The sequence below is a fragment of the Clostridium sp. MCC345 genome, assembly GCF_018785345.1.
Lineage (GTDB): Bacteria > Bacillota > Clostridia > Lachnospirales > Anaerotignaceae > Anaerotignum_A > Anaerotignum_A faecicola.
In genome coordinates this window covers 1-20415 of record NZ_WQPP01000023.1, presented here as the reverse complement: position 1 = coordinate 20415, position 20415 = coordinate 1, and the positions used below count along the sequence as shown (strand labels likewise).

19 protein-coding genes and 1 other annotated feature are annotated in these 20415 nt (G+C 46.9%); of the genes, 10 read left to right on the top strand and 9 right to left on the bottom strand.

Going from position 1 to position 20415, the window contains the following annotated elements; translation table 11 throughout:
• Window positions 1-2: 2 nt before the first annotated feature.
• Complete coding sequence (locus GPK49_RS05975) at window positions 3-956, bottom strand: RnfABCDGE type electron transport complex subunit D (protein ID WP_016407094.1); 954 nt, start codon at window positions 954-956, stop codon at window positions 3-5.
• Window positions 957-974: 18 nt separating this feature from the next.
• Window positions 975-2366 carry an electron transport complex subunit RsxC gene (gene rsxC, locus GPK49_RS05970; protein WP_016407095.1) on the bottom strand — a complete coding sequence of 464 codons (1392 nt, stop codon included), beginning with the start codon at window positions 2364-2366 and terminating at the stop codon, window positions 975-977.
• 459 nt (window positions 2367-2825) lie between these two features.
• Here rsxC and rpoN point away from each other — a divergent pair, with 459 nt between their 5' ends.
• The 10 genes from rpoN to GPK49_RS05920 all read left to right on the top strand — a co-directional run bounded on the left by rpoN (window position 2826) and on the right by GPK49_RS05920 (window position 15205).
• A complete protein-coding gene (rpoN, locus tag GPK49_RS05965; protein ID WP_215677027.1) occupies window positions 2826-4205 on the top strand; it encodes an RNA polymerase factor sigma-54 in 1380 nt (459 codons plus the stop codon).
• Window positions 4206-4238: 33 nt separating this feature from the next.
• Entirely contained in the window at window positions 4239-5681 is a 1443-nt protein-coding gene (gene pdxR / locus GPK49_RS05960) for a MocR-like pyridoxine biosynthesis transcription factor PdxR (RefSeq protein WP_215677026.1), read from the top strand.
• A 47-nt stretch (window positions 5682-5728) separates the two neighbouring features.
• Window positions 5729-5969: a binding site (T-box leader), on the top strand.
• Between the two features lie 86 nt (window positions 5970-6055).
• Window positions 6056-8698, top strand: coding sequence for an alanine--tRNA ligase (gene alaS, locus GPK49_RS05955; RefSeq protein WP_215677025.1), 2643 nt, complete (start codon window positions 6056-6058; stop codon window positions 8696-8698).
• A 192-nt stretch (window positions 8699-8890) separates the two neighbouring features.
• Complete coding sequence (gene spoIIE / locus GPK49_RS05950) at window positions 8891-11284, top strand: stage II sporulation protein E (RefSeq protein WP_215677024.1); 2394 nt, start codon at window positions 8891-8893, stop codon at window positions 11282-11284.
• Window positions 11285-11384: 100 nt separating this feature from the next.
• Complete coding sequence (tilS, locus tag GPK49_RS05945; protein WP_215677023.1) at window positions 11385-12743, top strand: tRNA lysidine(34) synthetase TilS; 1359 nt, start codon at window positions 11385-11387, stop codon at window positions 12741-12743.
• Entirely contained in the window at window positions 12740-13267 is a 528-nt protein-coding gene (gene hpt, locus GPK49_RS05940; protein ID WP_124984556.1) for a hypoxanthine phosphoribosyltransferase, read from the top strand. The genes tilS and hpt overlap by 4 nt, the downstream gene beginning before the upstream one ends.
• Window positions 13268-13361: 94 nt before the next feature.
• Complete coding sequence (locus tag GPK49_RS05935; RefSeq protein ID WP_215677022.1) at window positions 13362-13601, top strand: hypothetical protein; 240 nt, start codon at window positions 13362-13364, stop codon at window positions 13599-13601.
• Window positions 13602-13618: 17 nt separating this feature from the next.
• Entirely contained in the window at window positions 13619-13762 is a 144-nt protein-coding gene (locus GPK49_RS05930) for a hypothetical protein (protein WP_215677021.1), read from the top strand.
• 301 nt (window positions 13763-14063) lie between these two features.
• Window positions 14064-14666 (top strand): Type 1 glutamine amidotransferase-like domain-containing protein, encoded by a 603-nt coding sequence (locus GPK49_RS05925; RefSeq protein WP_215677020.1) that lies wholly within the window; start codon window positions 14064-14066, stop codon window positions 14664-14666.
• A gap of 302 nt (window positions 14667-14968) precedes the next feature.
• Complete coding sequence (locus GPK49_RS05920) at window positions 14969-15205, top strand: DUF6061 family protein (RefSeq protein WP_215677019.1); 237 nt, start codon at window positions 14969-14971, stop codon at window positions 15203-15205.
• Window positions 15206-15323: 118 nt separating this feature from the next.
• Here the strand turns inward: GPK49_RS05920 and GPK49_RS05915 are convergent, their stop codons facing one another.
• The 7 genes from GPK49_RS05915 to GPK49_RS05885 form a co-directional block, all read right to left on the bottom strand.
• On the bottom strand, window positions 15324-15959 hold the full coding sequence (locus GPK49_RS05915) for an HAD family hydrolase (RefSeq protein ID WP_016304801.1): 636 nt from the start codon (window positions 15957-15959) through the stop codon (window positions 15324-15326).
• Window positions 15949-16551 (bottom strand): sugar O-acetyltransferase, encoded by a 603-nt coding sequence (locus tag GPK49_RS05910; protein WP_215677018.1) that lies wholly within the window; start codon window positions 16549-16551, stop codon window positions 15949-15951. The genes GPK49_RS05915 and GPK49_RS05910 overlap by 11 nt, the downstream gene beginning before the upstream one ends.
• A gap of 11 nt (window positions 16552-16562) precedes the next feature.
• Window positions 16563-17162, bottom strand: coding sequence for an HD domain-containing protein (locus GPK49_RS05905; protein WP_215677017.1), 600 nt, complete (start codon window positions 17160-17162; stop codon window positions 16563-16565).
• A gap of 76 nt (window positions 17163-17238) precedes the next feature.
• Window positions 17239-17478: a hypothetical protein gene (locus GPK49_RS05900; protein WP_016304805.1), complete on the bottom strand. Its 240-nt coding sequence runs from the start codon at window positions 17476-17478 to the stop codon at window positions 17239-17241.
• An 88-nt stretch (window positions 17479-17566) separates the two neighbouring features.
• On the bottom strand, window positions 17567-18478 hold the full coding sequence (locus GPK49_RS05895) for an AraC family transcriptional regulator (protein ID WP_215677016.1): 912 nt from the start codon (window positions 18476-18478) through the stop codon (window positions 17567-17569).
• A 223-nt stretch (window positions 18479-18701) separates the two neighbouring features.
• The gene (locus GPK49_RS05890) at window positions 18702-19406 is read right to left on the bottom strand and encodes a DUF6040 family protein (RefSeq protein WP_215677015.1); all 705 of its coding nucleotides are present in this window, start codon (window positions 19404-19406) and stop codon (window positions 18702-18704) included.
• A partial coding sequence (locus tag GPK49_RS05885) for a MobA/MobL family protein (RefSeq protein ID WP_215677014.1) occupies window positions 19390-20415 on the bottom strand: 1026 nt, incomplete at its 5' end. The genes GPK49_RS05890 and GPK49_RS05885, both read right to left, overlap by 17 nt.

The following is a 20415-nucleotide window of genomic DNA, read 5'->3' as shown; positions in this document are numbered from 1 at the left end:
GCTTATTTCGCCTCCTTTGTTTTAGGCAGTGCACCGAAGATTGTAGGTTCTGTGAATCTTTCAATCAGAGGTACACAGCAGTTCATAATCAAGATAGAGTAGGATACGCCTTCCGGATAACCGCCGAAAGTACGAATCAGGTAAGTCAAAAGACCTGCGCCGACAGCGAAGATAACCTGACCCTTAGGGGTTACGGGAGAAGAAGCGTAGTCAGTTGCCATGAAGATACCACCCAGCATAACGCCGCCGGCGAAGATTTCCTGCAAAGGCATACGCATGCCGTGTCTGCCGATTACTGCGAACAGAATGAATACGGTTGCGATGTAGATTACGGGAATCTTCCAGCTGATTACATGCTTGTACAGCAGGTAGATACCGCCGATAATCAGAGCGATTGCACAGGTTTCACCGATGGTACCGCCAACCTGACCGATTACCAACTGCTTCAGGGAAGCATCCAGTGCGCCGTTTTTCAGCTGTGCCAGGGGTGTTGCGTATGTAGCAGCATCTGCTGCAAGACCGTTGGGAACAACCCATGTGGTCATTTCTGTGGGGTAGGAAGCCAACAGGAACGCACGACCTGCCAGTGCAGGGTTGATGAAGTTCTGGCCCAGACCGCCAAACAGTTGTTTTGCAAAAATGATAGCAAATGCACTACCTACGATTGCAACCCATACGGGAGCAGATGCAGGAAGGTTCATTGCCAGTAACAGACCGGTTACAACTGCGGACAGGTCGTTGATTGTAACAGGTTTTTTTGTGATTTTTTCATACAGCCATTCAAAGAAAACAGCAGAAATGATTGCAGCTACAATCAGAATCAGTGCTCTCAGGCCGAAATAATAGATACCCGCTGCTGTTGCAGGAACCAGAGCGATGATAACATCACGCATAATGCTCTGGATGGATTCTTTGGAACGCACGTGAGGGGTACCGGATACTACAAAATTAGCCATGTTTTATTCTCCCCCTTCTTATTTCTTTTCCTCAGCGGCCTTTTTCTCAGCCTCTGCTTTTGCTCTTGCTGCTGCAGCGGCTGCTGCCTTCTTGCCTGCTTCGATTTTCTTTGTCGCTCTGATGGACTGCGCCAGCTGACGCTTCGCAGGACATTCGTAGGAACAAGAACCACATTCGATACAATCCAGACCGTGATGCTTTACAAAGCCTTCGCCGTCACCCTTGATTGCAAAGGCATTCAGCATGAAGGGCATCAGGCCCATAGGGCAATGCTCTACGCATTTACCGCAGCGGATGCAGTTTCTTTCTTCGGGAATGTATGCTTCGTCCTTTGTGAAGCAAAGCAGACCGGAGGTTGTCTTAACAGACGCAACATCCAAAGTATACAGTGTGGGACCCATCATAGGACCACCTGCAATCAGCTTTACGGGAGGGTTTTCTTCATTGAAACCGCCAATGGCATCTACCAGATCTCTCAGTGTCATACCGATTCTGATTTTGTAGTTGCCGGGGTTTTTGATACCCTTACCGGAAACGGTAACGATTCTTCTCATCAGAGGTCTGCCCTTGCAGATTGCTCTTTCGATTGCAACAACAGTATCTACGTTGTCTACGATACAGCCTGCGGATGCGGGCAGTGCGCCGGATTTTACTTCTCTCTTTGTGATAGCGTAAATCAGGTGTTTTTCGGAGCCCTGAGGGAATTTTGTTACCAGAGGCTGAACAGTGATGTTATCAATGCCCTCGCATGCCTTCTGCATGGAAGCGATTGCTTCGGGCTTGTTCATTTCGATACCGATTACGCCCTTTGCATTGGGATGCAGCTTCAGCATAATCTGTAAACCTCTTACGATTCTTTCGGGTTCTTCCAGCATCAGGCGGTAGTCACATGTGAGGTAGGGCTCACATTCAGCCGCATTGATGAGGATGTGATCGATGGGTGTGTCCTTGGGAGGGTTCAGTTTTACGTGTGTAGGGAAACCTGCACCACCCAGACCAACAACGCCGGCATTTTTGATTGCTGCCAAAATTTCGTCATTTGTCATGGTTGTGTAATCCTTACCTTCGTTGAGACCTTCGATCTCTTCCATTTTGCCGTCGTTCTTTACAACGATAGCCTTTACCATTGCACCACCGGGTACGAGCATAGGTCTGATGTCTACAACTTCGCCGGAAACGGAGGCGAAGATAGGAGAAGACATGAATGCGCCGGACTCAGCGATTTTCTGTCCTACCTTTACATGATCGCCAACGGCAACCAGTGGATCACAAGGAGCACCGATGTGCTGGCTCATAGGGTAGAACAACTCAGAGTTTTCTTTGGGCATAATCACCTTGATGGGCTGGTCTTTTGCCAGTTCTTTCCCATCAGGAGGATGTACACCACGTTTGAACGTTAAAGCTTGCATATTATCCCCCTCTGTTCAAATTTGTCGTGCGCCAGGGATGGCGCTGGTTTAAAGTTATACTTTTGTAAGAAAATAACTATAATATAACAGCAATATTTTAATACAAAAATAAGAATTTCTCAATAATTTTGCAGAAAAAAGGCGAAAAAACTTTTTTTCAAAAGAAATTTTCACCTGATTATTCCAGAAAAGAACCCTTCTTCCACAAAATAATGTCGAAATCTGATCTTTGCGTTATAATATTGCTGAGACATCCGCAAAACAAAAAATAATTTGTATGCGAATGAATCATCTCATATAGTTTACACTTATTATCTATAAAAGTAAATGTTAATTTATTACCATAATCTTGGCATATTTTCTCTGCTTTTTTAGGGATAATTAAACAAAATGGTGGGATTATATTAGATTTTATGATAAAATAAATGCAATCAAGCATCAAGAAAGGGGGATTTTTTTATGGAGCTGTCGCTTCAGGTACAGCAAAAACAGATTTTATCACAGAAAATGCAGCAGTCTGTGGAGATTTTGCAGATGAATGCCGTGACCCTTTCCGAATATATCCGAGAATTTGCGGAGGAGAACCCCCTTGTGGAATGGAATGAGGAAAAGGAACCCATGCAGCAGGAAAATACGGAGCTGCTGCAAAAGCTGGAATGGCTTGAGGAGGCGGATGAGCAGAACCGCAGCCTTTACCGCATGGAGCATGAGCAGGAGGAAAAGGAGCGCGAAACGAATGCCTTCGGCAGAAAAGAGGGGCAGAGTCTGCGCGAATTTCTCCTTTTTCAGATAAATATACAAAAAATTCCGGCAGGACATAAGGCTGTTCTGCGGTTTCTGGCGGAGAGTACTGCCGAAAGCGGCTATCTGGAAAAGGATGCCATCGAAATGATGATGGAAAAATATCCGATGAAAAAATCCACTGCCGCAAGAATTCTGGCGCAGTTTCAAGCCTTGGAGCCCTCCGGTGTGGGGGCAAGAAATTTGCAGGAGTGTCTGCTCATTCAGCTGAAGCAGAAAAACGCCTCTGCTCTTTCCATGAAGATCACAAGAAATTATCTGGATGAGCTGGCGAAAAACCGCCTTTCCTATATCGCGAAGGCAGAAAAGGTTTCCATGGAACGACTGATGCGTGCGCTGGAGGAAATTCGCTCCTGTCAGCCCAAGCCAGGCAGTGGCTTTGCGGGGGAGGGAAATGTGCAGTATGTTGTGCCGGATGTTCTGGTGGAGCGCAGGGGCGAGGAATTTATCGTTACTACAAATACAACCGTGATGCCCCGTCTTACCGTCAGCCACAGCTATGTGAAGCTGCTGCGCGAAAAAGCGGATGCACAGACGGAGGAATATATTGCAGAGCAGCTGAAGCGTGCCGAGTGGGCATTGCAGTGCATCAGCCGCAGAGAAAGCACCTTACAGCAGGTGGTGGAAGCCATCGTGGAAAAGCAGAGGGATTTCTTCTCAGAGCCGCAGGGGCAGCTTGTGCCTTTGCGTCTGGTGGATATTGCAGAGCAGCTCAATATCCATGAATCCACTGTCAGCCGTGCGGTCAAGGAAAAATATTTGCAGTGTGAACGCGGTGCGTTCCCGTTGCATACCTTCTTTTCCAAGGCAATGGCAAAGACGGAAGCGGCGGAAAATGTTTCTGCGGACAGCATCAAGAACCGCCTGCGTGCCATCATTGATGCGGAGGAAAAAACAAAACCCCTCAGTGATCGGGAACTGACGGAGCGCCTGACCGCGGAGGGCGTGCAGATTTGTCGCCGCACCGTTGCAAAGTACAGAGAAGCCATGGGCATTGCAGGGGCATCGGGCAGAAAGCGGTATGACGCAGAAAAGTAAAATGAGATTTTAACGATTTGGAGTATATTTAATATGGTAGAAATTTTTCAGCTACAGCTGCATAAATCAAGTGCCGTTCCTCTTTATCAGCAGCTGGCAGAGGGCATTGAGGGGATGATTACGGATGGTGTTCTGCTTGCCAACAGCAAGCTGCCGCCCATCCGCAAAACGGCGGAGCATTTCGGAGTGAATTCTGTTACGATTGTCAATGCGTATAAGCTGCTTGAGAAAAAGCAGCTGGTCTATTCGCGCGTGGGCAGCGGCACCTTTGTTTCGCCCCTGCCTGTGGAGCATATTCCGGAGCCTGTGGCAAGCCGCAATCTCCGTTCCTTTGAAAGTGGTCTTTCCATGGAAAATGCCATCAATTTTACAAGCACCTCTCTGCCGAATGAAATGTTCCCTGTGGATGCGTTTAAGGAGGCGTTCAATGCGGTGCTGGATAGGGAAAAGGGCGGAGCCTTCCGCTATATGGACAGCATGGGCTATGCCCCCCTGCGCGAGCAGCTTTGCCGTTATCTTATGAATTATGGCATCAAAACCTCTCCGGAAAACGTGCAGATTATCTCCGGCGCACAGCAGGGCATTGATATCATTTCAAAGGCAATGCTGCGCTATGGGGATGTTGTTTTTGTGGAAAAGCCCACGTTTTACGGTGCAGCGGGTGCATTTCTGTCCCGTGGGGGCAAGCTGATAGAGATTCCTCTGGAGGAGGATGGCATGGATATGGTCATTCTGGAAAATTTCCTCAAGCTGTATCATCCGCGTTTTATTTATATGATGGCATATTATCAGACCCCGACAGGCATCTCCTATTCCATGGAGAAAAAACGCCGCCTGCTTGAGCTGGCAGAAAAATACGATACCTATATCATCGAGGAGGACGATTTTTACGATTTCCATTATGATAAGGAGCCGATTGTTCCCCTGAAGGCGTTAGATTATAAAAATCGTGTCATTTATATCAAAAGCTTTTCCAAAATCCTCATGCCCGGTCTGCGCATGGGGCTGATTGTGTTGCCGAAGAAAATCCATCAGGCAGTCATGGAAGCAAAATATACGACAGATATTTCCACCTCCGGCTTTATCCAGAGAGCCTTGGAATATTATCTGCGCGAATTTGGCTGGGGGGAGCATGCCGCACAGGCAAGACGCTACGGCGGCGAGAAATACCGCAAAATGCTTTCCGCCGCAAGAAAATATCTCTCCGATGTGGCGAAATACGGACAGCCAAACGGCGGTGTCAGCCTTTGGGTGGAGCTGCCCGTTGGCGTGGGCGCAGAAGCGCTTTGCAGCCGTATGCTGGAAAAGAACGTCATTCTTACCCCCGGCAGTCAGTATGATATCAGCGGCGAGGAAAATCGCCATATCCGTCTCAGCTTCCTGAACCTCAGTGATGATAAGATAGAGGTTGGGCTGAAGCGCATCGGGGATATGATTCGCGCCATGCTGGAGGAAAAATTTCTTACACTGCCTTGACAAACGGATTTCAAGTGCCTATAATCAAATCATTATTAGAAAAACAGAAAAAAGTCAGGAAAAGAAGGAGTACATTTTGGTTCGGACTTTCAGAGAGAGGCAGCTTGGTGGGAAAGCCTCAGCAGCACAGAATGGAAGCAGTCTTTTCGGTTTCTCTTGTTTCGTCAAAGGAAACAGGCTCCGCAGTGGAATAAAAAAGTATATTGCGGCGTAAATCGGCGTTAACGATTTCGAGTGACGGCAGCAAAGCCGTAACTAGGGTGGTACCACGGTAAATTCGTCCCTGTTCTTCGGAACAGGGATTTTTTTCATTACCCAAAAAACAGGATTTTATTGTGGGAATTATATTTTTATCTTTTTAAGGAGGAAAAGCTATGAAAAATCTCGGTGTAAACGAAATCAGAGAGCTGTTTCTGCAGTTCTTTGAATCCAAAGACCATCTGCGTCTGAAATCCTTTTCCGTCGTTCCCCGTAACGACAAGAGCCTACTGTTGATTAACTCCGGTATGGCACCCATGAAGGCATACTTCACAGGGCAGGAAACACCCCCCAGTAAGCGTGTCACAACCTGTCAGAAATGTATCCGTACAGGGGATATTGATAATGTCGGCAAAACCGCGCGCCACGGCACATTTTTTGAAATGCTGGGCGATTTCTCCTTTGGCGATTATTTTAAGAACGAAATCATCCCTTGGTCCTGGGAGTTTGTTACCAAATGGCTGGAAATCCCTGAGGATAAGCTGTATGTCACCATCTATGAGGAGGATGACGAAACAGGCGAAATCTGGCATAAAAAGGTTGGTCTGCCTTGGGACAGAATCAAGAAGCTTGGCAAGGAGGATAACTTCTGGCAGCATGGTACAGGTCCCTGTGGTCCTTGTACGGAAATCTATTATGACCGCGGTCCCGAATATGGCTGCAACAGCCCTACCTGCGGCGTTGGCTGTGACTGCGACAGATACATGGAATTCTGGAATCTGGTTTTGACACAGTTCGATGCGCATGAGGACGGTACCTATACCGAGCTGGATCATAAAAACGTAGATACCGGCATGGGTCTGGAACGTATGGCAACCATCATGCAGGGCGTAGATTCCATTTTCGATGTGGATACCGTAAAATATATCCGCGATGCGGTTTGTCAGAAGGCAGGCGTGGAATATGGCAAGGAGCATAAGATTGATGTTTCCGTTCGTATCATTACAGACCATATCCGCTCCGTTACGATCATGACCGCAGACGGCGTTCTGCCCTCCAATGAAGGGCGCGGCTATGTATTGAGAAGACTGCTGCGTCGTGCGGCGCGTCATGGCAAGCTTTTGGGTATTCAGGGTGAATTCCTTGCAGAGCTTTCCAAGGCTGTTATCACCTGTAGCGGCGAAGCATATCCTGAGCTGGTGGATAAGCAGGATTATATCTTTAAGATTCTTTCCATCGAGGAGAACAGCTTCTATAAGACTATCGATAAGGGTATGGAAATCCTCAAGGAGGATATGGAGGAAATGAAAGCCGCAGGCGAAACCGTGATGAGCGGCGAAAAATCCTTCCGCCTGTATGATACCTATGGCTTCCCTGTTGATTTGACAAAGGAAATTCTGGAAGAAGCAGGCATGCGCGTGGATGAGGAGGCCTTTGCGAAGGAAATGCAGGCACAGAAGGATCGTGCGCGTAAGGCAAGAGGCGGCGAGGGCTACATGGGCGCAGCCGTAACCGTATACGATGAGCTGCCTACCGATCTGGAAACAAAATTCGCAGGCTATGATGTGGATACCGTAGTGGATGCAAAAATCGTTGCTCTGGTTGCAAACGATGCCGTTGCAGAAGGCGCGCAGGCAGAGGATTCCGTTGTGGTATTCCTTGACAGAACCCCCTTCTACGCAGAAAGCGGCGGTCAGGTTGGCGATCATGGTATCATCAAAACCGCAAACGGCGTTGTTAAGGTAACAAACTGCATGAAGGTAATCGGCGGCAAAATCGCGCATCAGGGCGTGGTAGAGGAAGGCTCCGTTACCGTTGGCGATATTGCCTGTGCAGAAATCGACAAAAAACACAGAATGGCTTCCGCAAGAAACCACTCCGCAACCCATCTGCTGCAGAAGGCATTGAGAACTGTTCTGGGGACACACGTTGAGCAGTCCGGCTCCTATGTCAGCGCAGACAGACTGCGTTTCGACTTCACCCATTTCACCGCTATGACACCGGATGAAATCAAAGAGGTGGAAAGACTGGTCAATGAAGCTATCTTCGCAAGCTATCCCATTGTTGCGGAGGAAATGAGCATTGATGCGGCAAGAGAGAAGGGCGCAATGGCGCTCTTTGGCGAGAAATACGGCGATATCGTGCGCGTGGTTGATATGGGCGGCTACAGCGTTGAGCTTTGCGGCGGCGCACATCTGAAAAATACGGCACAGGTTGGTTCCTTTAAAATTGTTTCCGAAAACGGCGTTGCCGCAGGTGTCAGACGTATCGAAGCGCTGACAGGCGAAGGCGCACTCCTGCATTATCAGGCGCAGGAGGATGAGGTGCGTACACTGGCACAGATGGTGAAAACCTCTCCCGATAAGCTGGTGGCAAGAGTGGAACAGCTCTTGGCAGAGCAGAAGGAACTTTCCAAGGAGCTGGAAAAGCTGAAAGCAAAAATGGCAGGCGGCGCTGCGGATGAAATGCTGAGCAAGAAGGTTGATATCAATGGCGTGGCAGTGCTTGCGGCAGAGGTCAAGGATATGGATGCCAACGCAATGCGTACCCTTGGTGATCAGCTGAAAAATAAGCTTGGCAGCGGCGTAATCGTTCTGGCAGGCGCGGCAGGCGGCAAAGTAAGCCTGATGGCAATGGCAACCGATGATGCTGTGAAGAAGGGCGCACATGCAGGCAATATCATCAAGGCGGCAGCAGCAGTCTGCGGCGGTGGCGGCGGCGGTCGTCCCAATATGGCGCAGGCAGGCGGCAAGGACGCATCCAAGATTGCCGATGCACTGGAAAAAGCAAAGGAAATCGTTGCAGAACAGATGAAGTAAGTTAAAAATAGAATGTATATAAAGAAAGGGTATCTCCGAGAGGAGATACCCTTTTTTGCGTCTGCACAGAAGGCTTTATGCGCTGCGGATGAAGCGTAGCGGCTTTTGTCGAAACTTTCTTTTCGTCCTCGCCCCGTTTTGACAAAAAAAGCGGTTCTGTTTGTTTAGAATGGGCGTATGGAGGGAAGCAGTATGGAAAAGACAGAAATCACATTGGAATATACGGAACAAACACCGCGCTTCGGCAAAATGCTCCTGCCGAAAAAGGAGCCGAAAAAGCCGTTTCCGTGGAAGACCCTGCTGCAGGGCGGCGGCTTCTGCCTGATGGGGCTGTTCTGGGGCAGGATTGAGCTGATGGGACTGCTGCGCCCGATGGGGCTTGCCTATCTTTCCGCCTTTTTCGGGGAGGGGTGGCTCTTTGGGGCGGTCTGGCTTGCGGTCGGGCTGGGGGCATTTTCTCATGCACCGCTGAAAACAGGTGCAGGGCTTGCGGCGGCGCTTGCCATTCAGCTTACGTTGGGGCGTTTTCTGGAACGGCAGGAAATGGGAAAGAAGGCCCTTCTCGGCACCTTTGCTTCGGTGCTGGCAGGTATCTTTTTTGCCGTCAGCCGACAGGGTCTGGGGTTCTATTTTGCCATTGCCGCTGTGGAGGGCGCGTTGACGCTCGGCATCAGCTATCTGCTGCAGAAGGGCGTGGTGCTTCTGTTGGAGCATGGGAAAGCCGTGATTCCCTCCAGAGAGGAAATGCTTTCGCTCCTGCTTCTGGCAGGGGGCGTTCTGGCAGGGCTTGCGTCCCTGCAAAACCGCCCGATCGGCGCATTTTTGCTGCCGATGGCATCTGCGTTTTTTCTGCTTCTTGCCGCAAGGCAGGAGGGGATCGGCGGCGGTGCGGCTGCCGGTGTGTTTCTGGGGCTTCTGCTGCTGCTTTCCGGCGGTGCCAAGCTGCCTCTTTTCGCTGCCCTCGCTTTAGGGGGAATGTTGGCGGGCTGCATGAGAGATCTGGGCAGGTTGGCCTCTGCCCTTGCAATGCTGCTAGCCCCCTGCATTTTTCTGTTTTACATAGATATGACGTTGCTGAACCCGATTTGGATAGGAGGATTGATAAGCGGGGCGCTGCTGTTTTCCCTGTTCCCCAAGGCTTTGCTGGAAAAATACGGCGGTCTGCGGGAAACGGAAGGCCCCCAAGACAGGTATACAAAAATGAAGGAGCTGACGGAGGAGAAGCTTCTGGGCGTATCCGCGGCATTTGATGCTTTGGCGAAAACCTTTGTTCGGGAGGGGGAACGAAAGGACAGAGGCGAGATTGCAAGGCTGGTTGATACCATTGCGGGAAAGGCTTGTCAGGACTGCGGTTTGGCGCATTTCTGCTGGGAGGAGGATTTATACAAAACCTATGGCATGACCTTTGCCGCACTTTCTCACTGCGACAGTCTGGGGCGGTTTCGGGCATCCGATTTGCCGCAGGAATTTGCGGACACCTGTCCAAGAGTGGACACCCTTGTGGACACCATAAATGAGGTGTATGGACTGTACAGAAGGGACTGCTTATGGACAAGCCGCCTGAGGGAGTGCCGCGAGCTGGTCGGACAACAGCTTCTGGCGGTGGGAGAAATTATGGAATCCCTTTCGGGGCAGATGGAGCTGAACTGTATTTTTCTGGAAGGTGCAGAAAAGGAGCTGCGCCATGCGCTGAAAAAGCAGGGGCTTTCCCCGAAGGAGGTCATCATTACAGAGGAAAAGGCTCATCGGCGCAAGCAGGTGAGGGTGGTTTTGCCTGCCTGCGGCGGAAAGGGCAGCTGCAAGGATAAGGTTTTGCCACTGGTCAGAAAAACGATGGGCTGCCCCATGGTTTTGCTGGAGGAGGGCACCTGCTCGGTGGATGCGAAGGGGAGGGAATGCAGCCTGCTGTTTCGGGAGGCACCTGCCTTTTCCCTCACGACGGCGGCGGTTTATGCCCCTGCGGAGGAAGGAAGGCCGACAGGAGATGCGGCGGCATTTCTGGAAACGGAACGGGGCAACGCCCTGCTTGCTCTTTCCGATGGCATGGGGACGGGAGAGCAGGCGGCGAAGGAAAGCCGCATTGCCATTGAGCTTCTGGAGCAATTCACGGAGGCAGGCTTTGACCGCGCGCTTGCGGTGCGGATGATCAATTCTGCGCTTCTGCTGCGCAGGGGAGAGGAGGCCTATGCGACCCTCGATATCTGCCATGTGAACCTGTTTGACGGGCATGCCGAATTCATCAAGCTGGGCGCGGTGGCATCGTTTATCTGGCGGAGAGACCGCATCATCTCTCTGCGTGCGGTGACGCTGCCTGCGGGCATCCTCAAGCAGGTAGAGCCGGAGAAAAATGAAATGCGCCTCAAGGATGGGGACATGATTCTGATGGTGACGGACGGGATTACCGATGCCCTCGGCGGCGAGGAGCAGACGGGCGCATGGCTCAAGGCGAAGCTGACCGCCTTCCCGATGTCAAACCCGCAGGACGCGGCGGAATATATTTTGCAGGAGGCAAAAAAGGAGCGCAGGGACGGCAGGCGGGACGATATGACCGTTCTTGCCGGACGATTCTGGCAGAAGCAGGTATGAATTGAGACTACGTTTGGGTTGTCTTTTTTTCCGCAATCGTGTAGAGTAATGGGAAAGAGGAATTTTCGGGGAAAAAGAGGATTCCGAGAAGGAGACGAACATGCGGAAAAAGGTACGAAACACACTGCGACAATTTCAGATGGTGCCGAAGGGCGCAAGGCTTGTGATTGGGCTTTCGGGTGGAGCGGATTCTGTTGCACTGCTCCACGTTCTGCACAGCCTGCAAAAGGAATTTGCATGGGATTCCCTCACCGCGGTACATATCCACCATGGCCTGCGCGGAGCAGCGGCAGACGAGGACGCTCGTTTTGCGGAAGGCTTCTGCGCCGATTTGGGGATTCCCTGTATCGTAAAGCACTATGACGTGCGTGCGGAGGCGAAGGCGCGTGGGCTTGGCGAGGAAGAAACGGGGCGGCTTCTGCGCTATGCCGCCTTTCGGCAGGCGGCAGGCGAGGATGGCTGCATTGCCGTGGCGCACCACCGAAGGGATCAGGCGGAAACCGTTCTGATGCGGCTTTGCAGAGGGACAGGACTGAAGGGGCTTGCAGGTATGGCACCCGTCAGAGAGAATATCTGCCGCCCCCTGCTGTTCTGCGACCGAGAGGAAATCGAGGACTATTGCAGGGAAAACGGACTGGAGTGGCGAGAGGATGCCACAAACCGAGAGGAAGCCTATACTCGAAATAAGCTGCGGCTGCGCGTTCTGCCGATTCTGGAGGAAATCAATCCGCAGGCGGTGGCGCATATTGCAAAAACGGCTTCTCTTTTGGCAGAGGAGGAGGATTTTCTGGAGCAGCAGACGGCACTTTTTTGGAAGGAGGTACAGCTGCCCTCCTTGCCTGAGGAGGTTTCTCTTTCCATAGAAGGGCTAAATGCGCTTCATCCTGCCATGCGGCGGCGCATCCTGCGGCAGACGGTGGGGCAGTTTCAGAAAAAGGATATTTCCGCAAAGCAGCTTGCGGCGTTAGAGGATTTACTTCGGAAGGAAAGCGGGAAACAGCTTGATTTTCCCGAAGGACTGCGTGCAGAAAACCGATATGGCACACTGGTGCTTTCCCGAAGGGCGGCAGATGCGCCAAGGGGGTTCTGCTATGCCCTGCCATTGGAGGAGGAAATCTTCATTCCCGAAGCAGGCATTGCCGTTTTGGTCTCTCTGGATGAAAAAAAAGTTGAAATTTCTGCCGAAACCTGTACGAATGTATTTGATTATGATAAAATAGAGCATACACTTTTCTGCCGCACGCGCAGGCAGGGGGATATGATTCCTCTGCGAAGGGGCAGGAAAAAAATCAAGGAGCTGTTCATTGATGCAAAGATTCCCAGAGCCGAACGGGAGCGATATCCCTTATTTGTGGCAGGGGATACGGTGATTTGGGTGCCGAGGCTGAAGGAAGCCTTTGGTGCGGAGGAACAGACCGACCGAAAAGTATGGATTCAAATACGGAGGGTACAGGAATGAAAGAGAGAATCGAGGTATTGCTTTCTGCGGAACAGATTGACCGGAGAATGGCAGAGCTGGCAGATGAATTATATCAGGAGTTTGGAGATGAGCAGGTGGAGCTGGTTTGTGCGCTGAAGGGCGCAGTTGTGACCATCGTGGATCTGGCAAAGAAAATGAAGATGCCCGTCACCATGAATTTCATGAGCGTTTCCAGCTATGGCAACAGTACGGAAAGCTCCGGCAATATCAATATCAAGATGGATCTGGATGCGGATATTACAGGCAAGAACGTGCTGATTGTGGAGGATATCATTGACACCGGCAGAACACTGAAAAAGCTGAAGGAGCTTCTTATCAGCAGAAACCCCAAAAAGCTGAAGCTGGTGACACTGCTGGATAAGCCTGACCGCCGCGTGGTGGATATCAAGGCGGACTATACAGGCTTTACGATTCCCGATGCCTTCGTGGTGGGGTATGGTCTGGATTATGCCCAGAAATATAGAAATCTGCCTTATGTAGGCGTGCTGCATTTTGAGGAATAACTAAAAAAAGCCATTTTCTATCGAAACGGTGGAAAATGGCTTTTTCTTTTGGAGGGGGATATGATAAAATGGAAGAAAAAGGGGGCGGATGCGTATGCTGACAATTTTGAACAGGAGAGAATTGCTAGTTACCCTGAGTATGGAACGGCAGGCAGAGGTGCGCAGGATTCTGGCTGAAAACGGAATTGATTATACGATAAAAACAACAAATATGCAGGGCGGAATGCAGAAGGCGAATATGTGGAGTGCAGGATTTAACCAGAGCTTTGCATGGGAGTATAAAATTTATGTGCATAAGAAGGATCTGGAATATGCACTGCATCTGATTCGATGAAGTGCGGAGAAAAAATGTTGATTCGATTGGAAGTTGCAGACAAGTATAGCCGCGCCGCTTTTTCCAAACCCTTCCCCACAGTGCCGGAAACGGCAGGGAGAAAGGCGGCGCAGGTGCGCCTGAAAGGAACAATAAATCGGGATTTCAGAACCAATGGTTAGCAGTGCTTCGCACTGATTGGGCGCAGTCGCGCCAAAATAGAATGGTTAGCCAACATTAGCGGTTCGCCAGTTTAGAGCTTTTACGGCAAAACAAAGCATTCCATCCTTACTTTTTATGCTAAAAAGTAACAAAAACTTGGAACCCGTTTCGTAATGGGTTCCAAACCTCCGCAGACGAGGAAAGGGACACAAGGTTTCCCTTTCCAAACCCTTCCCCACAGTGCCGGAAACGGCAGGAAGAAAGGCGGCGCAGGTGCGCCTGAAAGGAACAACAAATCGGGATTTATAAAGGAGAATATTGATGAAACTATTTTTATGTTCGCACTTTTCAAGTGTGGGAAGTCTGATAAAGGAAGAAATTGAAAATAAGAAAGTCGCATTTATTCCAACAGCTTCACTGCGTGAAGGCTACACCGGTTATGTCGGCCCGGCTCGAAAATTATTCAAAAAGTTGGGAGCAATCGTAACTGAAATTGATATTTCAACGGAGGCTTATTCAACGATACAGTCTGTTTTTGAAGAAGCAGATGTGATATATTTTACCGGCGGAAATTCTTTCTTTCTTATGGATCAGCTCCGTAAAACGGGAACTGATGGGCTACTGAAAAAGGAATTGGCAAATGGAAAAGTGATGATCGGCGAGTCGGCAGGCGCAATTATATGCGCTCCAAGCATCCAATATATCGAGCAAATGGATGAAAAGCCAGAGGACTACTCACAAGAAGATGATGCAGGGCTTGATTTGATTGATTTCTATGTTCTTCCGCATTATCTTACAGCACCATTTAAGAAAGTTACCGAGAAAATAATGACTGAGTTTTCGGATTTGAATCTATGCCCGATTAACAATCGTCAGGGAATTGTAATTGATGGTGAAGGTTCAAAGGTTATTTGCAAAGACTAATTTGAAAATTCCAGTTGATATTCCACTTATTTTAGGAAATTTAATAACTATTATATTTGATTATCAAATTCTTCGCAAACCCTTGAAAACACTAAGTTTGTAGCAAGTGTACTTTCCCTTACTCTTTCCCTTGTGTTACATTCTCCCATTAGCTTTCATGAACCTTAATATGGGAAAAATTAAGGGAAAGAAAATTTCATAACACAGTATAACATATAACAATAACAACATGGTGAACTGATTGAAATGTTTTCGATATTTAACTCTATAACTGATTATTAAAAAAATGGAGATAAGATACGATGAGAACAATATTTGCAGAATACAATCCACACAGAAACAGCATTGATGTTTATACCAATGCCGGTTATATGCTCCGCATTGACTGTTGGGAAGCTGAGAAGAACTTAAAAACCACTCCTGGATCAGACTGCGCATTAAATACACTTGCTATTGATGAGCCACTTGAATATGTACGATTATATCTTGATGGTAATATGCAAATGTGGGTAGATGCAGAAGATTCTTTGGAATTGTAAACCACAAGTAGCCTGTATGCTTTATTTTACATACAGGCTACTTAATCAAAATCACCATAATTGATCAAGCAAGTTTTTTTAATATACCTCGGAGTCATTTTCGGTCGATCTTTCATCGCTAATAAAATTTCTCTGAAGTGATAGCAGATAACAGATTGGCAGGTTTTTCTAAAAAATAATCTGCTTTTATGTGCTTATTATGACTGCCCCATACTGCTAAAGCAAAATCAATTCCCGCATTTTCCGCACATTTACTGTCATATTTGCTATCTCCGATATAAAGTACTTTCCTATGGTCTGTTTTTGATAATTCCACATATTTCAAAATCGGTGCGGCATTGGGTTTATGTTCCTGTGTATCGTCTGCACATATGATTGTTTTGAAATAATGACTGATACCAAACGGACAAAAATCATGTGTAAATTCTTCCCTTGTCTTTGATGTGACAATCCCCATTTCATAATCCAGACTTAGAAGATTTTTCAATAATTCAACGATTCCGTCAAATACTTTAATGTTATTTGTATAGTTACGCATATTTTTATCCCATAATTCTATCGCATAGGAAGTGTCTTTTATCGCAAGTTTTTTCAAAGCGTCTGTTCCTGTAATCCCTAACGCAAATCTTAGTTCAGAACATGGTATCTCTCTCCCGGACAATCCCTTTATAGTTTCCTGTAAAGAATGTAATACAGCATATTCCGTATCAATCAGAGTGCCGTCAATGTCAAAAACGATATGCTTATACTTCATGCTGCCACCTTTCCCTGTCTGTATCAAAATAACGTATCACCCTGCATGGATTTCCTACTGCAACACAATTAGGCGGGATAGGGAGGGTAACTACACTTCCAGCCCCTATCACGCTGTTTTTTCCTATAGTGACTCCGGGCAGAAGAATACAGCCGCCGCCAATCCAGACATTACTTTCTATTTCTATCGGACGTGCATAGGTTCTAAAAAATGTTGTCTGACGTTCCCTCCAATCCGGCACAAACCTTTCCTGTGGTAAGACAGGGTGTGAAGATGTATAAATCTGCACATTTGACGCAATCAATACCCTGTCGCCAATTCGGATAGTTTTGTTATCCACAAAGGTACAATTCATATTGACGATCACATCATTTCCCAAAAAAATATTTTTTCCATAGTCGCAATGAAAAGGCGTGTCGATTGCCACATTTTCCCCTATTCCGCCCAACAGCTCCCGAAGAATGGAAGTGCGTTTTTCTGTATCTCCATAATCAGAAAAATAATATTTCCGTGTTAATTCCCTTGTGCGGGCAATCTGCTTTAACGTATCGCTGTCCGCTGTTTCCAAAAAATCACTGGATTCGTAATACACAATATCCCCCCTTAACGAAAACTGTTTTCCATAACGCCCGGAAGCAGGGCATAGATAGAACAGCCAATCTGATCCTCAAACCGTTCTTTAATCTCTAAAATCTTTTTCCATCTGTCTATTGTCGCTGGGTGAACGCCGTATCGCATTGTCACGTCTACAAATCTCTTTTCCAAAAGACAGAACCCCGAAGGCATAGCCAATGCGTCACATAACTGTACAAGACGGTCATAATCATCATATACCGCATTTGCAACAAAGTCTTTCATAAACAGGTAATCCTCATCACTGACATCAAACTCTCCGATAGATGTGGCAATATCCTGTATCATAAATGCGTGGGATATACATATTTGTGCGGCTTTTCCCCACCCACGCTCCATACAGTAACGATAGCCGTCTATCAGATGCCTTTCCGAACTCACTCCGGCATAGCGGCCAATATCATGCAATAACCCGAAAATATATGCCTGTTCAGAAGATAAATCTTTACAATGTGATGCAATGTTTTTACAGGCTTCGGCTACAAACCGGGAATGATCTGCCCATGCTCCCGGATTGGATTCTGACGCTTCCCTTAATGCCAATTCTGCGGTTTGAAGGTTCAACTCCATTTTTAACTCCTTTCAAAAGGGCGGGGCTGGAAGATAAACTGTCCAGCCCCTTTATGATGAAATATTTACAGATAAATCAGCAATCCCCGGCATAGTACGAAACAATGTTCATATAGTCCGTTGGATTCGGAACTTCTAAAACAAGCCGCAAACAGTTTTTGTTTTGGGAGTATTGCCGCCACAAACTGCCCTGTATCTTTTCTTCCCCATTGATGTTTTGTTTTTTACCATCCGGGCAGAGCATATTTACTTTGCCGGAACAGCTATTGACCGTATCTAAAAAATTTTTCATGTTCAGAATGTTCAGTTTTACCACTTTGCATTCACCTCCTGTAAATGACGGATTTACTTTACAGGTATCATTATAATGCAAAAGGAATAGAAAAAATATTTCTTTTCTGCCCTTATCTATCACTATTCTGCCATTTTCTCCGATATTCTGTGGGTGAACAATGTGTGTATTCTCGAAAAACCTTTCCAAAATAACTGCTACTCCCCAAACCGCACTCATGGCTGATAACGGTAACTGTTTCCTGACCCTTTGCTAGCATCTGACAGGCAGCTTGCAGACGGTAAGCCTTTATATACTCTACGGGTGTCATGTGCAGACAGTCATGGAACACTCTATAACACTCCCTTTCGCTTAGGTATGCTGCTGCCGCAAGTTCCGGGATAGAGATTTTCTCTCTGTAATGTTCGTGAATATATATCATCATCAGCTTTATTTTATCGTTGCTTTTATTATGTTCCCCCTTTTTTTCACGCATAGGACGGGATAGTTCAAAAAGCATGAGCCATATTTCTGTTAGGGTTTCCCGCAGTTTTATTTCATATCCAAATTCATCACTGGATAAACGAAATGAAGCGGCAAGCAGTTTCAAAATCCTTTCTTCTTCTGCATTGCCTGGAAAAAGCGGAATTACCTCAATCTGTGGGGCTGTTATGATAGGCGCAATATATTTTTGTTCAATCCTGCTTCCCTGTTCCCCGGCAAGTAGGGAAACATCGAAAATATGAAGTAGCTGTATATTCTTTTCTTTCTGTGATATTGCTTTTGTCATATGGAGTACATTGGAATTTACTATGCCGCCGCTTCCAGCCGGAAACAACAGTTTTCCTCCCGGCGTATCATATTCAACGCTACCACTTTCCATATAAAAAAGTTCCACTGTCTTGTGCCAGTGCCACGGTACATAATGTCCGATATACTTGTCAAGTTCTGCCCTTGAAGCGATATAGGGAAAATCTTTTTCAAAACCGGGAAGCAGTTCTTCCTTGCTTCCAGTATAAAATTCAATGCTATGGATATTTTTCATGTCTGTTCACCTGCACATCTGCGATTTTGTATCTGCTTTATGGATTAAATATACTAGAATAGCTCGGTAATTGTCAATCAATCAAAACAGATTCATTTGGAAGATTATAAAAAATAGTGTTAAAAATCAAAGAACAGTTTTCACAGACTCTAAAAATCTGGATAACTAAAAATAAGTATATTTGTTTTGTGAAAAACAGGCAGTTTTACCTGCCCATTTTACTTTAAAAATATCCTCGTTTTCCTCGCCAGTTTTTCACATAACATCGGATTCCGATATAAACCGCATGTACCAGAAGTAGCAACATAATGAGGTTTATCGGAATAATTGATTTTATCCATTTTCCGAAATAGATTATGATAGCTGTACTCATTATCACCACCATGATGCTGATAATATCCCAGCAATATTTCCGGTAGATTTTCCCCACCTGATAGCCAGTCCCGATTATCAGCAATCCCGTTATGATAAATAAAATTCCCATAACAATACTTACAATCAGCCAGTACACAATCCCTGAAATGATACTATTTGAAATTCCACTGCTTAACTGTCCGAAAGAATCTGCACCTGCAACAAATTTTTGAAACAGGCTTAAGATTCCTTTAGCAAACATACTGAAAAAGCTAATACAGTCACTAAAGAAAACTGGAGAAAGGATAGCAGTGAATAGTGTAATGGCTATACTGTACCATGCCAGCAGAAACAGGATACTTTCATAACCAGCCGTCATATTTTTATATTTTTTCTCTAACTGAATTTTACGGTTATCGCATTTTTCTTTTGCTTTTTGGTAAGCAGTGCGGTCACAGTTATCGCATTTCTCATAGGGCACTTTTTTCTCAACAGCTACCTCTGTTGTCTTTTGGTGTGTCTGTGCATAGCGTTTTGCCTGTTCCGCTTTTTCATACCTAAATTTCCATGCCACGACTTCTGCGTCGGCTCTTTTCCTGCTGTCTGTCTCGTTGGCTAATTGTTCTTCTATTTTCCTCAATCTTGTCCGCAATGCTTCGATATTCTCGACTCTGTTTTCGCTGTTCAATTTCTCGTTCAAGGTCAGCGATCTGTTTAGCTGCCTGTTCAGTTCCATAATCATCTGGTCTTTCTGATCCAGTTCGTCCTGCATCTGTTCTGTCATCTGTAGAAGTTCTTCCACTTGACCGACGTTCTCTAAGTTTACGCATTCTCGCATCTATATCCCTCACTTTCTCTATCTGCTGTTTAAGGTCAGTAATTCTCTGCTCTGTTTCAGCAATAAGCTGTTCTCGTTGTTCAGCTTCTGCGTTAATTCCTGCCATTGCTGATTCTCGGTTTCCAACTGTTCGATTCTGTTTTTCTGCTGTTCGATCTGGGAAAGCAGTTCTTCTGTATCTGGCAAAAGATTCAGCAGTCCGGATAACTCGCTGCTTAATATCTGCAAACTCTGGTTCTGCTCCTGAAAGGACAGAAGCTGTCTGTCTTTTTCCTGTAATTCCTGTACCATCTCTGCCATAAGGTTCTGCTGTTCCTCGATCTGGTTTATCATTGATTCCATCATGGGAATGACTTCCCGGCTTTCTTCTAATGTCATTTAATCGCTCCTTCCATAATGATAATGCACCTGATACTTTTCCAAAGGTGTCCAGTATCTTTTGCAATAACGTGTTTTGCTGTTTTATGATTTGATTTTCCGCTACTTTCCACGAACCTTTTATTTCCTGCCCGGCAAGAAATTTTTGTTCAATCTTTCTTGCGTCAGCACCTTCATGGATGGTAGGAATCTGGAGTTTTCCCTGTTTTTCATAAGAACGGTGATCAACCTGATTATGCAAAGGAAGATGTTCATTACACACCTTTGCCCACTCACTCCGCCACAGCTCACAATTTTTTGGATTGTTCCATCCGTTAGCATCGGTCAGCACCCGTTTCCATTGCAGGCGGTTTCTTGCACCCATCTT

Bases quoted from the DNA above. Each gene is read 5' to 3' on its own strand.
- GPK49_RS05975 (WP_016407094.1), bottom strand. From the start codon at position 956: ATGGCTAATTTTGTAGTATCCGGTACCCCTCACGTGCGTTCCAAAGAA.
- rsxC (WP_016407095.1), bottom strand. From the start codon at position 2,366: ATGCAAGCTTTAACGTTCAAACGTGGTGTACATCCTCCTGATGGGAAA.
- rpoN (WP_215677027.1), top strand. From the start codon at position 2,826: ATGGAGCTGTCGCTTCAGGTACAGCAAAAACAGATTTTATCACAGAAA.
- pdxR (WP_215677026.1), top strand. From the start codon at position 4,239: ATGGTAGAAATTTTTCAGCTACAGCTGCATAAATCAAGTGCCGTTCCT.
- alaS (WP_215677025.1), top strand. From the start codon at position 6,056: ATGAAAAATCTCGGTGTAAACGAAATCAGAGAGCTGTTTCTGCAGTTC.
- spoIIE (WP_215677024.1), top strand. From the start codon at position 8,891: ATGGAAAAGACAGAAATCACATTGGAATATACGGAACAAACACCGCGC.
- tilS (WP_215677023.1), top strand. From the start codon at position 11,385: ATGCGGAAAAAGGTACGAAACACACTGCGACAATTTCAGATGGTGCCG.
- hpt (WP_124984556.1), top strand. From the start codon at position 12,740: ATGAAAGAGAGAATCGAGGTATTGCTTTCTGCGGAACAGATTGACCGG.
- GPK49_RS05935 (WP_215677022.1), top strand. From the start codon at position 13,362: ATGCTGACAATTTTGAACAGGAGAGAATTGCTAGTTACCCTGAGTATG.
- GPK49_RS05925 (WP_215677020.1), top strand. From the start codon at position 14,064: ATGAAACTATTTTTATGTTCGCACTTTTCAAGTGTGGGAAGTCTGATA.
- GPK49_RS05920 (WP_215677019.1), top strand. From the start codon at position 14,969: ATGAGAACAATATTTGCAGAATACAATCCACACAGAAACAGCATTGAT.
- GPK49_RS05915 (WP_016304801.1), bottom strand. From the start codon at position 15,959: ATGAAGTATAAGCATATCGTTTTTGACATTGACGGCACTCTGATTGAT.
- GPK49_RS05905 (WP_215677017.1), bottom strand. From the start codon at position 17,162: ATGGAGTTGAACCTTCAAACCGCAGAATTGGCATTAAGGGAAGCGTCA.
- GPK49_RS05895 (WP_215677016.1), bottom strand. From the start codon at position 18,478: ATGAAAAATATCCATAGCATTGAATTTTATACTGGAAGCAAGGAAGAA.